The organism is Sulfurimonas sp., assembly GCF_018698455.1.
Classification (GTDB): domain Bacteria; phylum Campylobacterota; class Campylobacteria; order Campylobacterales; family Sulfurimonadaceae; genus Sulfurimonas.
The window spans coordinates 16,294-28,689 of sequence record NZ_JABIOQ010000053.1 but is presented as its reverse complement, the minus strand read 5'-3'; the positions used below and the strand labels follow the sequence as shown (position 1 = coordinate 28,689).

General features: G+C 33.5%; 14 protein-coding genes, 1 tRNA gene and 2 pseudogenes. 3 read left to right on the top strand and 14 right to left on the bottom strand.

The window, feature by feature from the left end:
* Nucleotides 1–87: 87 nt before the first annotated feature.
* From HOG88_RS07020 to HOG88_RS07010, 3 genes are all read right to left on the bottom strand, one after another.
* Entirely contained in the window at nucleotides 88–342 is a 255-nt protein-coding gene (locus HOG88_RS07020; RefSeq protein WP_295004612.1) for a transposase, read from the bottom strand.
* 128 nt (nucleotides 343–470) lie between these two features.
* Nucleotides 471–671 carry a hypothetical protein gene (locus HOG88_RS07015; RefSeq protein ID WP_295004611.1) on the bottom strand — a complete coding sequence of 67 codons (201 nt, stop codon included), beginning with the start codon at nucleotides 669–671 and terminating at the stop codon, nucleotides 471–473.
* Between the two features lie 92 nt (nucleotides 672–763).
* A tRNA-Arg gene (locus HOG88_RS07010) sits at nucleotides 764–839 on the bottom strand.
* Nucleotides 840–1,612: 773 nt separating this feature from the next.
* Here HOG88_RS07010 and HOG88_RS07005 point away from each other — a divergent pair.
* The gene (locus HOG88_RS07005; protein ID WP_295004610.1) at nucleotides 1,613–2,602 is read left to right on the top strand and encodes an acyl-CoA desaturase; all 990 of its coding nucleotides are present in this window, start codon (nucleotides 1,613–1,615) and stop codon (nucleotides 2,600–2,602) included.
* Between the two features lie 75 nt (nucleotides 2,603–2,677).
* Here the strand turns inward: HOG88_RS07005 and HOG88_RS07000 are convergent.
* Nucleotides 2,678–2,857, bottom strand: a pseudogene (locus HOG88_RS07000) (transposase domain-containing protein); the annotation flags it as partial.
* A 390-nt stretch (nucleotides 2,858–3,247) separates the two neighbouring features.
* Between HOG88_RS07000 and proB the strand changes: the two are divergent.
* Nucleotides 3,248–4,030 carry a glutamate 5-kinase gene (gene proB, locus HOG88_RS06995; protein WP_295004609.1) on the top strand — a complete coding sequence of 261 codons (783 nt, stop codon included), beginning with the start codon at nucleotides 3,248–3,250 and terminating at the stop codon, nucleotides 4,028–4,030.
* A gap of 213 nt (nucleotides 4,031–4,243) precedes the next feature.
* Nucleotides 4,244–4,648 (top strand): annotated as a pseudogene (locus HOG88_RS06990) (transposase); the annotation flags it as partial.
* 58 nt (nucleotides 4,649–4,706) lie between these two features.
* On the opposite strand, the gene HOG88_RS06985 reads toward HOG88_RS06990, so the two are convergent.
* The 10 genes from HOG88_RS06985 to HOG88_RS06940 all read right to left on the bottom strand — a co-directional run bounded on the left by HOG88_RS06985 (nucleotide 4,707) and on the right by HOG88_RS06940 (nucleotide 12,393).
* Nucleotides 4,707–5,105 carry a group III truncated hemoglobin gene (locus tag HOG88_RS06985; protein WP_295004608.1) on the bottom strand — a complete coding sequence of 133 codons (399 nt, stop codon included), beginning with the start codon at nucleotides 5,103–5,105 and terminating at the stop codon, nucleotides 4,707–4,709.
* 14 nt (nucleotides 5,106–5,119) lie between these two features.
* On the bottom strand, nucleotides 5,120–5,785 hold the full coding sequence (locus HOG88_RS06980) for a leucine-rich repeat domain-containing protein (protein ID WP_295004606.1): 666 nt from the start codon (nucleotides 5,783–5,785) through the stop codon (nucleotides 5,120–5,122).
* Between the two features lie 10 nt (nucleotides 5,786–5,795).
* Nucleotides 5,796–7,052 (bottom strand): trigger factor, encoded by a 1,257-nt coding sequence (gene tig, locus HOG88_RS06975; protein WP_295004604.1) that lies wholly within the window; start codon nucleotides 7,050–7,052, stop codon nucleotides 5,796–5,798.
* Between the two features lie 181 nt (nucleotides 7,053–7,233).
* Nucleotides 7,234–7,458 (bottom strand): ferredoxin oxidoreductase, encoded by a 225-nt coding sequence (locus HOG88_RS06970; RefSeq protein WP_275756860.1) that lies wholly within the window; start codon nucleotides 7,456–7,458, stop codon nucleotides 7,234–7,236.
* 12 nt (nucleotides 7,459–7,470) lie between these two features.
* Complete coding sequence (locus tag HOG88_RS06965) at nucleotides 7,471–8,181, bottom strand: 2-oxoacid:acceptor oxidoreductase family protein (RefSeq protein ID WP_295004602.1); 711 nt, start codon at nucleotides 8,179–8,181, stop codon at nucleotides 7,471–7,473.
* Nucleotide 8,182: 1 nt separating this feature from the next.
* Nucleotides 8,183–9,088 carry a thiamine pyrophosphate-dependent enzyme gene (locus tag HOG88_RS06960; RefSeq protein ID WP_295004600.1) on the bottom strand — a complete coding sequence of 302 codons (906 nt, stop codon included), beginning with the start codon at nucleotides 9,086–9,088 and terminating at the stop codon, nucleotides 8,183–8,185.
* Nucleotides 9,089–9,100: 12 nt separating this feature from the next.
* The gene (locus tag HOG88_RS06955) at nucleotides 9,101–10,285 is read right to left on the bottom strand and encodes a transketolase C-terminal domain-containing protein (RefSeq protein WP_295004598.1); all 1,185 of its coding nucleotides are present in this window, start codon (nucleotides 10,283–10,285) and stop codon (nucleotides 9,101–9,103) included.
* Between the two features lie 12 nt (nucleotides 10,286–10,297).
* Nucleotides 10,298–11,011, bottom strand: coding sequence for a carbon monoxide dehydrogenase beta subunit family protein (locus HOG88_RS06950; RefSeq protein ID WP_295004596.1), 714 nt, complete (start codon nucleotides 11,009–11,011; stop codon nucleotides 10,298–10,300).
* A gap of 618 nt (nucleotides 11,012–11,629) precedes the next feature.
* Nucleotides 11,630–11,905 carry a hypothetical protein gene (locus HOG88_RS06945; RefSeq protein ID WP_295004594.1) on the bottom strand — a complete coding sequence of 92 codons (276 nt, stop codon included), beginning with the start codon at nucleotides 11,903–11,905 and terminating at the stop codon, nucleotides 11,630–11,632.
* A 170-nt stretch (nucleotides 11,906–12,075) separates the two neighbouring features.
* Nucleotides 12,076–12,393, bottom strand: coding sequence for a hypothetical protein (locus tag HOG88_RS06940; RefSeq protein ID WP_295004592.1), 318 nt, complete (start codon nucleotides 12,391–12,393; stop codon nucleotides 12,076–12,078).
* Nucleotides 12,394–12,396: the final 3 nt, after the last annotated feature.

The window sequence follows — 12,396 nt, the reverse complement described above, 5'->3', positions numbered from 1 at the left end:
TCGCTTTTAATGAGAGAAGCATCCACAAGTACCGATTTACCCTCTTTGGCGATAAAATCATTATCGTGTAATTGTTGATTGACTGTGTTAAAAAGCTTGTCGAATAGCTTGATCACTTAGGTTATAGTATTTTTGGATAAGAAGTATTCTAAACATTAGTACATTGTCATAAGCAGGTGAGCCAGTAGCATTTTTGCCACCTTTACCATTCTTGTTTAGTATTGGTCGTAGTTTTTCAAAGTTTATGATTGAGTCTAACTCTTTTAGGAATGATGTTACTTTATTAAGTCTTGATGTTATCGCTATATCTGAAAATGTATTATTGGTGTCTTTGAATGCCATGTATCTACCTTATTTATGGTAGTTATTTTACCTAAATAGTGCTGTTAAAGTGCTTTTCTTAGGGGATTTATTGGGGTGTTTTTGCTATTTTACTGTGCAGTGGTCCCCTTAACGAAGAACTATATCAACTATAGTTTTAAATATGTCGAGTAGCTTAAATAGTTTCTATATGCTTCTTTATCATTTACCTTTATATATTCAACATAATCCGCTGCTTCTTGTATTTTCATTTCCATCCTTTCTGCTTGACTCATCTTAACTGCGTCATCAAATTGTTTATAGTTGTTTAACTTTATATTTTTAATTTTTATCTCTTTTTCTATTTTCATTTTATTAACTCCATTATGTATTATTTATTTAAATCGTAAACTCAGTGTATAGAGGGATAGATATGGAGGAAGTGAGGTTTTAAATAACTGATTGGTCTCCCTACATGGACTCGAACCATGAGCTATCCCTTAGGAGGGGACTGCTTTATCCAGTTAAGCGATAAGGAGATAAAAGCTAAGGTTATCCCTTATGCTTCTGAAGTTTTAGACTCATCTAAAAGGAGAGTTGACCCTTCTTCTATTGCGTCACTATTTATAGCTTACTTTTTCTTAAGCTTTTCTTCCTTTTTCTTTTTCTTTTCCATCTCTCGACCATGTTTTTCATAACTGTAGTTTGTTTTAGCCATAAGTAATCCTATTTATTTTAATATTTGATAAGTTAAAGTACAATATAGTATAGTATAGCAAAGTTTCCATCATCTGTATAGTTTAATTGTCTATTTTAGCATTTAATAACTAACTTAACTCGTATATTCATTTTTTGAAATTTATTAGCCTATACTTTCTATGAGTAGTTCGTTAGAAGTAATGTATCGGTACTGAACTAAAGCGGCTTAGTCTAGCTTGTGCGAAAGTCGGATAATTACACTTTAAATTTGAGTGGCGAGTGGATCAGTTTCTAAAATATTTTTTTTGCAAGGAAAAGTTGAAGCTAGATCGGACTGAATCTCGAGGCAAAGTTATGTGTAGTATGATTGCTTGGAAGTCACATAGGAGTTCACTCCTATGCTAACGAACTCTCTTGAATAATTAGGAGGTTCACGGTGTCAAATTGTATCGGAATTGATGTATCAAAAGCAAGTATAAATATTCATATATCTAAAAATTCTCAGGATTTAGTTTTAGAGAATAGCCTTAAGGGTTTCATATTATGATTATGCTTTTAATAAACCATAATCATAATATGGCTATAATTCTCAAAATATTTTATAGGTAATTTCATGTCTACAACAACATATCCAGATAATTTCAACGAGTTAAAAGCACAGGTAAAAGAAGCTGGTTTACTCCAGCGTGTTCCAGTTCGAGGTTCATTAGAGATGCTAGCTATTCTTTTAAGTATGGGAGTCGTTTACTACCTTGTATCAATTTGGAGTACTATAGAGATAGACTCTCTTTATAAGTCACTTGGCCTTGGTCTCTTCATGACAGTAATCTTTACTCGTGCGGTTTATGTATCGCATGACCTACTTCATTTACAGTATTTTAAAAGTAAATCTTTGTCTATGAAACTTTCTTATCCATTCTCTGCGTTTATCCTTTCAAATAGCTCTTCATGGTGGGATTTTAAACATAATGTAAATCATCATACTTGGTGTAATGTACTAGAAAAAGATGAGGATATTTGGGCTCTTGATGGTGCGTTTACTCCCAACAACAAAGGGAATAGTCCTTTTCTTAAAAAGTATAAGCATATTGTCTTTTGGGGTGCACTGTTTTTTATGTATGGAGCATTTATAGTGCAGTCTTACAATTTTGCAATTAAACGTAAACTATGGGGAGAAGTCGCATTAATGTTAGTGCATTGGCCTTTGGTTTGGGGAACTATCTTTTATTTTCTTCCACTAGCTGATGCTCTTATTGTTTTTGCAACACTTTATTTTACTCTATCACCATGGCTTGCATTTGGTTTTATTACAAATCATTTAGGTTGTGAAGTTTTTGACTATGAAGAGGGGAAAGAGTTTTCATGGATGGAGCTTCAGATGAGAACCTCACGTTCACTTAAGGGTGGAATGTTGACTCATTGGTTTTATGGAGGGTTAAATACTCAAATAGAACATCACCTTTTCCCAAGAGCACCGCGTTTTAATCTCTTAAAGGTACAAAAAATGACAAAAGATTTTGCTAAAAAGCATAACATGCAGTACTTTGAAATGACACCTGTACAAGCATATGTTCAGATAAATAATGTACTAGCAAAGTATTAAAAATAGATGACTAACAATTTACTAGTGCTATTTCGTAAGCACCAAGTAAGCCCCATCTATCTTTCTAAATAATTTTTACTTCAGCTCAACATTCCAAGGGAGTAAATCTTCAATATCTTTTTTTTCAGCCTCATAAATAGGACGCTCAGTAAGCACATGACACAGATAAGCATAAGGGTCTAAACCATTTGCTTTTGCTGTCTCTATAACACTATACCAATTGCACAAAGCAGTAGCACCTTTGGTACTACTAGCAATGCATTATGAATATCTTTATATAAATCATATACAAAAAATGCTTCCGCCATATTTTTTTTCTCATTTTAAAAGGCACAAGATTTTTTATCTCTTCAATTTGATATTTCCTATCATACAACAGATCTATAGGATTTTTCACAACTCCTATTTCAAAATCATCCTTTAGTTTAATAACTAGTTGAGTTAACTCTTCTTGGTGCTTACCCTACTTAGGTACTTCTGGATTCAAAAAAAATAGATTCTTGATGAATTTGGAAGTAAGGAAAAAGTTATGGAATTATTTGGGATATAAGAATAATAGAAGCTTTACTGGATATAGTGTATAATAGATTAGAGAGTGAGCTTTAATGATATTTAAAGTAACTTGAAAGAACAGGAGACAGTATAGTGAAAAGAATCGTTATTAAAGTAGGTAGTTCAGTTTTAACAGAAACTACTGACATTGCACAGGAACGAATGCTAAATTTAGTTACATTAATCGCAGCAGCTAGGAAAAAATATGAGGTAATTCTTGTAACATCTGGTGCTGTTGCTGCCGGATATACGGCCGTTCAATTAAACAGAAGTGTTCCTACAAGTAAAAAAGTTTTAGCATCACTTGGGCAACCTATACTTATGAGTTCTTATAAGAATTTATTTGACATATATAATGTAACAATATCTCAAATCCTTTTAACAGAAGAGGATTTTGATTCTCGAGTTCACACTAAAATAGTGCAAGACATTATAGATAGAACTTTAAAGAACGATATATTACCAATTGTTAATGAAAATGATATTTCAACAACTCCTGAGCAACTTTTTGGAGATAACGACCAACTCTCTGCCCATGTCACTCGACATGTGGGTGCAGATATGCTAGTTATCCTAAGTGATATTGATGGATACTATGATTCAAATCCCAAAGATAACCCTAAAGCAAAAATAAGAAAATTTGTAACAGAAATAACGAATGATGAGTTAGAGCAAAAGTGTACTCCAAATTCTAAGTTTGCGACGGGTGGAATTGTTACTAAACTAATGGCTGCTAAATATATCATGGATAACAAGTTAGAGATGTTTTTATCTAATGGTCATGATTTAGCATCTGCAAAAAAGTTTCTAATAGATGGTATACATGACAAAGGTACACTTTTTACAACTAAAGTAGATAAAACTAAAACTATTTAAAAAAGTGCCTACTTTTTATTAAAATGACTCTTCTGGTCTGATTTAAATAGAAGTATAGGCATATAATGAATCCCTAAAACTAGACCAGTAAATTTTCTTTTTTAATTCTATGCTATCCCAAGAAAAACAAACAACATTTTCTAAATCATTATTCTAGAATAGCTAAAATAACACTATTAAATGAGAGGGTAATATGATGAGCAGAAAAAGAATAAGGAAGTTGCAAAAGATTTAAAACCAGTATATGCAGCACTTAACGAAGAAGATGGACAACTTGCACTTACAGACTTCAATGATACTTGGGGTAAAAAATATCCTAATATTACTGCTTCATGGCAAAATCACTGGGCTGAACTTTCCACCTTCTTTAAATATCCAGATTCAGTGAGAAAGCTAATTTATACTACAAATCCAATAGAGTCACTCAATGCAACAATAAAAAGAAAGACTAAATCTAAAGGCTCTTTTCCTACTGAAGACTCAGCTTTTAAGGTTATGTATCTTGCTACACAGGAGCAACAAGAAAAGTGGAATATGTCTAGTATTAGAAACTGGCCTGTGATTTATCCTCAACTTTGTATATTTTTCAGTGAAATTATGTCAAAATACACTAACTGATTTAGGAATACTAGGTGGGTTTACACAGTTAGGTTTACACACTCAAAAAGGTGGCTATCTAATCGTCGTCATCTTCATCATCGATACCAAGATTGTCTATAAATTGCTCTGCTAAAACATCTGCTTTATAATAAAACTTTTCAGCTATCTCTTTGGCAAAAAGTCTATTAACTGTCTCTTTAAAAAGCTCTAACCAACGCTCAAAAGTTTCACGATACATCTGACCTAAAAAGGCATGAGGGGGGAATGGATCACCCCCATAGCCTTTTTTTCCAGTCATCATAAGTACCCAAAATTGGTTTAGAGTATTAAGGTGACCATGCCATTTTCCATTATCTAAGTCGTCACCCAATGCTTTAGAAAAATATGGAGCTAAAAGGTCATCCTTAAGCACTATTGCATAAAACTCTCGTACCATCTGTCCTATATTTTCATTATTTACTGTATCGTAAGGCATATTGTCTCCATTATTTATATATTGACACTACTATCTTTCTTCATTAAACTTTCTAGCCACTCTATATTTTCGCTACTTAATCCAATCTTATTATACATACAATCAAACTCTGTTAAATCTCTTAGATTTTTCATTTCATTTGGTAGTGTTGTTAGCTTGTTCTTCCAAATAGTCAATTTATTTAAGCTTGTTAACTTGCCTATTTCTTTGGGTAATTTTACAAGTTGGTTTTTTCCTAGTTCTAAGGTCTTCAGATTAAGTAAATTTCCAATTTCATTTGGTAGTGTAGTTATTTGGTTTTCTTGGAGAAGTAAAAGCTTTAAATTTATTAAAGCTCCTATTTGTGTTGGTAAAAATGTTAACTTGTTTCCAGAGAGATATAACTCTTCTAAGTTAACCAGACTAGCAATTGCACTTGGCAACTCAGTAATCTGATTTCCTAAGAGGTAAAGCTTTTTTAATTGAATGAGATTAAATATTTCTAATGGTAATTCCGTAAGTTGACTACCTAAGAGATTAAGTTCTGTTAGGTTAACTAACGTCTCTCGTTCTCTTGGTATTCCTCTAAAATAACCACCTTTTAGATAAGAGTCATGTTCTATCCACTCTAAATCACTAACTCCATTCTTATCTGCCCAATTCCAAAGGTTTTGAATCCAGTTATAATCTTTAGTATTCATTTATAATTTATTATGCTTGGTGAAATCCAAGTAAAATTCCAAAAAGTTTATCTTCAACAAGTCCCATTTTAGCTGAAACCATTAAGTTGTTATCTTCATAGTACTTTACAACATCTTGTGAATCTTGACCTGTCATCATTGCTTGGTAACCAAGTGCAGCTTGCAGCTCTTGGTCATTAACAACAACACCCTCTTTCTCAGCTAATGCTTCAACTATAAGTGTCGTTTTAATGCTCTTTCTAGCCTCTTCTCTTACTGACTCTCTAAGCTCAGCAAATTTACCCTTATCATCTCTGATAACTTTATGTTGCTCTTCGGTGTAAGATCTAGTTCTTTCACGAACTTTTGCATCTATTTCTTGTTCAACTATGTTATTTGGTAAGGTAAAGTCAAATCCTGCAAGTAAACCTTCAATCATCTTTGGCTTGAGTTCACTCATATAGACTTTTGAAACATCTTCAGATATTATTTGATCTGCAAGTTTTCCTCTAAGTGTAGCAAGTGTCGCTTTAGGGTCACTTAGTACTGATTTAGCGAAAGCATCATCTGGAACTTCAGCTATTTGCTCATGAATTTCATTAAGTTTAACAATAAATTTCGCTTCTTTACCAGCTAAGTCTGCTGCTTGGTAATCATCAGGGAATTTAACTATTATTGTTTTTTCTTCACCATATTCCATACCAATAAGTTGTTCTTCAAATCCAACAATAAATGATTTAGAACCAACTTTAATGTTAAACTTATCAGCACTACCACCTTCAAAAAGTTCACCATCTATATAACCAGCGAAATCTATAATTGCAACATCACCATCTTCAATAGCTTTAGGTTGTGCTATTGCTTTAAATGGAGCTTGTTTAGTTGAAAATTCTGCAAGTTTTTCATCTATAGCTTTTTCATCTGCAACAGGTTTAGTATAAGCAGGAATAAATTTCATATAATCAATGTCTACATTTATCACTGGACTGATTGACAATTCAACTTCAAAGTATATTCCATTCTCTAGTTGCTCATATTTTTTAAGAGCTGGTTGACCAAGGAGTGATTCTACTTCAATATTTGCTTCTTTTATACCCGCATCTATAAAATCTTTAAATGCTTGTCCGGCTGCATCTTGCTGTATAGTTTCATCTGTAGATTCATTGTTCTTTGTATCTTTAGCTGCTTCTTCTTTGAGTTTAGCTACTTTTTCTTGTATTACGCTGTTCTCAACTGAACCGCTAATAATAAAATTTATATCATCTATTTTTTCTACTGTGATTTTCACTACAATCCTTTTAATTTTAATAATGGAATTTTACCATTATTCTCTAAAATTTACTTTTAAAGTATAACTATAGAATATATTTATTTTGATTTGTAAAGAATTAAGTTTTTTGATTTTTTATAGAGAGGGAATAAAGTGAGTAAAGTCACCCAAATGGGTGACTAAAAATGTCTGGAGAAGATTACTCTTCGTGACCAGCCATTTCCATTGTAATACAGTTACGATCAAGCATATCAGTACAAACATATACACATAGTGCACACCCTTTACATCTATCTTCATCTACCCAAGACGTGTTACCGTCTTTGTTAAACATAAGCGTATTAGCTTCTGGACAATATAAAGTACAAGTGTTACACTTGTACTCAGCACACATATCTGAATTAACTTTTGCTACGTAATACATTAATTTCCTTCCTTATACGTCTAGTCTAACAATTAAGTCAGAACCAGTAATATCTACAGTATCAGCCATTGCGAAAGTATGTTTAATAACATTCATATTAGCTTCAAGTAACTGCTCTTTTTTCTTAAACTTTTTCTCAATAGCTGAGTCAAGCATTGCAGTACCACCAGATGCAACGAAAGAATTTCCAAGGAATCTCTCTCTAACAGCTGCTTCAATATGCTCAGTAGTTACAAGACCTGTAAGACCAAGTAACATACCCATCATAGCCATGTTAGTTGCAAGTTCAGTACCTGCAATTTTCTTAGCTAAACCGTTTGCATCAAATTGAACAACAGTTGTGTTTAACGCATTAAGAATCTCTTCATCTTCTTCTGTAAGAACATCAAAGTCAGTGTTAATGATAATTAAACTATTTGGCTTAAGGCCAGTATAGAATGGCATTGTATAAGACTTACCATGAGTTACAACTTGAGAGTGGTAAATCATAATAATGTCTGGATAAATTACTTCACCCACTTCGTAGATTGGTTGTGTTGAAGCTCTTACATAAGCCTCAACAGGTGCCATTCTTTTCTCAGAACCAAAAAATGGTACGAGAGATGCATACTTACCCGCATTATCAAGACATGAACCAAGAATGTGTGCTGTTGTAACAACACCTTGACCACCTAGTCCAGAAATACGTATGTTATATCTTTTGTGTTCTATTGTTTCAGACATACTAGTTTACCTCTGCTTTTACAGCTTTTCTAGCTTTTCTAGCTGTTTTTTCTTCTTCTTCAACTCTTTCAATTACCGCTTGAGCTTCAGGAGTCATGAATTCTTCAAATTGAAAACGAGTTTTCTCTTTGTCTTTAGCATCTTGAAATACATCTTCTGTAGGAATTGAATACTCAATGTTACATGATGTATAAGCTTGAATAAATGTTGGACCAACTTCTCTAGCTACAAAAATTGCACGTCTAATAATCTTAGCCGCTTTTTTAATGTTTGTAGGAGACATTCTAACAGCATAAACAACACCAGCAGCTTTTGCTAAGTCGATTGCTGGCATCTTATCAAAGTCTTTACCCATTGGAGCCATCTTAAGAACAGCACCTTTTGGAGACATACCTGATGATTGACCACCAGTATTTCCATAAACTTCATTGTCAAGCATGATCGTTGTGAATTTTTCACCACGAATCCATGAGTGCATAGTCATAGAGAAACCGATATCCATAGTACCACCGTCACCGGCAATAGTAATAACATCTTTAGTTTTATCTGGGAAACGTAATCTAAATGCACGAGTAAGACCAGAAGCCATTGCATTTTGATCACCATAGTTACCATAAATAAATGGAACTGCAGCTTGAGAGATCGCAAGACGACCACAACCAGCAGTACCTAATGTTACAGTTTCTTCAGGACATGGAAGTGAAGCGAATATTAATCTAATATAATAAGCCATCCAACAACCAGAACACATAGGGTGCTCTTCCATTAACTCTTTAAATTGACCCATGTTACCTGGACCAGCTTCTTCTTGAGTCTTTCCGAATGGACCGTAATCAACTAACTCTACATAATCTTTTGGCAAATATTTCTTGAATATTGGTGCCGGAGTAATATATTTTAAACTCATTCTATCCCCTTTTTATAATTTTAAATCGTACTCTAAACCTAGAGCCGTGTAAAGTTCTCTCATGATAAGTTCAACAGGAAGTGTCATACCACCATAAACTCTTGGACCGTCAACAACAATTCCACCATTAGGTATACTTGCTTTAACTTCAGTCGCTAACCAACCAACAATGTTGTGCTCAGGAACAATAAGTGCCTTTGCATTCTTAGTTGCTTCAACGATTTCAGCAGCTGGGAATGGTCTGATTGCTTTAACTTTAATTAAACCAACACTTAAACCATCTTCTTGTGCATATCTCCATGCTTCTCTAGCTTGTGCAGCAGCACAACCAGATGCAACAACAAACACATCAGCTTCAGGGTTTTGAACCTCAATTGGTCCACCAAGATACTCATAGATGTATTTCATTGCACGTCTGTTACAATCCCAAATCTCTTGTTGCCATACTGCATGAATTAAGTAAGACATAAAGTTTGACTTTTGAACAGGAGCATCACGTTGAATTCTAGCTGGTGGAGTTTCATTATCCATAGCAGGAACTGGTGCAGCAACTGGGTCAAATGGTAAATATGCTAAGTCTTCTGACATCATATCAACATAACCCTTAGCATGTGTAACGAAGAAACCTTCTGTTGCAACAGCTACTGGAATGTAAACATCAACTTTTTCAGAAATAGCAAATGCTGCTAGTGTGTAGTCAAATGTATCTTGCTGATTTTCAGCATGTAACATAACTGCACCACAATGCATCATATAAGCCATTTCGATATTATCAGGTTGAATTGATAATGGAGCATTAACAACACGAGTTAATATACCAAGAACCGCTGGAACACGGTGACCTGGCCATGAAACAATTGCTTCTAAACCACGTAAAAGTCCAGGACCAGATGTTGCTGTAAATAAACGAACACCCGCTCTTGAAGCACCAGCGATTGCTGACATTGTACCAAGCTCTTCTTCAGCTCTGTAGTACTCTTTAATGTGACCTCGAGCAAAGATATCACCAACAAGGTGCATTACCTCTGATTGTGGCGTAATTGGGTAAGCAATTGCCATATCTGTGTTTGATCTTTTAACTGCTTCAGCCATAGCTTGAGCACCTGTGATAAAGTGTTTCTCTCTTGGAGCTTCCTTTAGCAGGTAGTTCATATCAACGTATTTCTTTTCTAGTGTAGGTCTTATATTTGGACTCATTTGATGTCTCCTTTATTCAGTATCAGTAATATGTTCACCCTTTTTTGACATGATGAGACTTCTATACTCTCCATAATCAGCAGGCGATAAATCACTATTATCTTCTTTTTGTAAAGACGGATTTTCTGGTGGTAGAGTAGTCGTCCACTCAATTCCTAATCTGTTTCTTTCTTCAATTAAAATTTCTTTGAATTTTTGAATATCAGATGCATGTAAATCTCTAATTGATGCCATAGCTTCTTCGTGTCCCATATAAGCACATAAAGCAACTGTATAACAACTAGTACCAGCACGAATCATTCTAAGTGTAAGATTCGCATAGTGACAATGCACACCAACAAAAATACAAGCATCGATCTTATTATCTAAAATTGTAAGATTTGGGTGATTTGGATTAATTTCAGCTTTAACATCAATTTTTGGATATTTAGGTCTGTAATCTGGCATTGGGATAATTTTACAATTTGGAATTTCAGATGCAAGATCTAAAATAGCTGCTGCTTTTGCAGCAACATCATCTTTCCAGTCCCATAGAACTTGTGGCCCAGGGAATATCGTAGGATTTTTCTTAGTAAGTAATGCAATCGCTGCATCTCTCATTGCCTCTTCAGGTGTTACAGTATTTCCATAAAGTAAAGCTGAACCACTTGGTGCTAGCTCTACTCCCATGGCAGGCGCTGATGTTGGCATATAACCAGCAGGACCCTCTGTTACTATTTTCGTCATTCTTGACTCCTTTATAATAATGAAAAAGTTTTATAATCTACACACAAAGTGCATAAAACATTTTTAAATTCTATATCTAATTATTTATTTTAAAATTAGACACGCAGTTTTTCTGACTATTAATTCTCTGAAAAACATGAATTTGTAGCTTATTATAGCGAATAAATCTTTAAATATACTAAATATTCTTTTGCTTTTAATGTAAGAACTATGTACATGAGCAATAAAGATATTATGAAAGAGTTAAAATAATTGAGGAGTCAACTACTGAAAGTCCTTAAAAATTCTCCTATTTTAGGGGAATAATTGATGTAATATGAAGTTTATAGTCTTCTAAAACTAGGCTAATTTTGAAGAGTGTAATTATAAATAATCCATAATATATATGAATATAAAATTATTTATATGAGTAGAATAGTTACACTATTTATCTGGTTCAAGAATTTAATTGTAAAAAAAAGTTACACTTTGACAATAATAATTTTGTATTTGTCTAGTTTTAATTAAGGTGATATACTAGGAGGGAGTATCTATTGAGTTAAGTAAATATTACCTGCATAAGCTTGAGATTGTCTATCTACAGCTTATATAAGTATAAAAAAAATGCAGTCTATATTATTAACAACCACAACTACCGGTATCACAACTGCCGCCAGAACTATCAGTTCCACATGAGCTTCCAACATTTGGGTTTGCACTAACTCTAATCATAAATGTTTTTGGACCTATCATCTGAGAAGTAAATAGATGTGTTGTACAGAAGTCTTCATTCATAAACTCTGCTACTATATTTGCATAATTATATGCATCTTGCTGATTGTCAAATGATTTTTCGTTTGCATATTCACTTTTTTTAAAACACGCACATTCTTCTTCCATTTGTACTGTATACATAATATATCCTTGTGTTAATTATTTGTCGAAGTATATTCATTGTTACTGAAAGTGAAGTGGTTTTTCAAAGAAGGTATATTTTATAATAATAAAATTATTTTCGATACTCGTTACTACTGTTCTGATTACCTAACATTAAGCTAATCAGAGTAGTTTAAGGTAGCGGTAAGTTAGTTTCCGCCAGCATCTTTTGGTGAAGCTTCGCTACCATCAAAACCGATAGTCATTTTACTACTGCGCACTAGATCTACGGCATCTTCTACATCATCATCATCTTCATCAACTGGTCTAACAGTGCGATGCATAACTATTTTAGTATCATAATCCACTGCTTCAAAGTAGTGTGTCATACAAAACTGCTGATTCATTAAACATTCCATAACTCTTGCTTTGTTAAGCATATCTTCTCTATTTTCAAACGTCATATTATTTTCCATTCCGCTCTTTTTAAAACAACTACACTCTTCTTCTATTACTATTGTATACATTTT

What these genes read in the sequence shown, in the direction of transcription:
- HOG88_RS07020 (WP_295004612.1), bottom strand. Translation starts at nt 342, where the DNA reads ATGGCATTCAAAGACACCAATAATACATTTTCAGATATAGCGATAACA.
- HOG88_RS07015 (WP_295004611.1), bottom strand. Translation starts at nt 671, where the DNA reads ATGAAAATAGAAAAAGAGATAAAAATTAAAAATATAAAGTTAAACAAC.
- HOG88_RS07005 (WP_295004610.1), top strand. Translation starts at nt 1,613, where the DNA reads ATGTCTACAACAACATATCCAGATAATTTCAACGAGTTAAAAGCACAG.
- HOG88_RS06985 (WP_295004608.1), bottom strand. Translation starts at nt 5,105, where the DNA reads ATGCCTTACGATACAGTAAATAATGAAAATATAGGACAGATGGTACGA.
- HOG88_RS06980 (WP_295004606.1), bottom strand. Translation starts at nt 5,785, where the DNA reads ATGAATACTAAAGATTATAACTGGATTCAAAACCTTTGGAATTGGGCA.
- HOG88_RS06970 (WP_275756860.1), bottom strand. Translation starts at nt 7,458, where the DNA reads ATGTATTACGTAGCAAAAGTTAATTCAGATATGTGTGCTGAGTACAAG.
- HOG88_RS06965 (WP_295004602.1), bottom strand. Translation starts at nt 8,181, where the DNA reads ATGTCTGAAACAATAGAACACAAAAGATATAACATACGTATTTCTGGA.
- HOG88_RS06960 (WP_295004600.1), bottom strand. Translation starts at nt 9,088, where the DNA reads ATGAGTTTAAAATATATTACTCCGGCACCAATATTCAAGAAATATTTG.
- HOG88_RS06955 (WP_295004598.1), bottom strand. Translation starts at nt 10,285, where the DNA reads ATGAGTCCAAATATAAGACCTACACTAGAAAAGAAATACGTTGATATG.
- HOG88_RS06950 (WP_295004596.1), bottom strand. Translation starts at nt 11,011, where the DNA reads ATGACGAAAATAGTAACAGAGGGTCCTGCTGGTTATATGCCAACATCA.
- HOG88_RS06945 (WP_295004594.1), bottom strand. Translation starts at nt 11,905, where the DNA reads ATGTATACAGTACAAATGGAAGAAGAATGTGCGTGTTTTAAAAAAAGT.
- HOG88_RS06940 (WP_295004592.1), bottom strand. Translation starts at nt 12,393, where the DNA reads ATGTATACAATAGTAATAGAAGAAGAGTGTAGTTGTTTTAAAAAGAGC.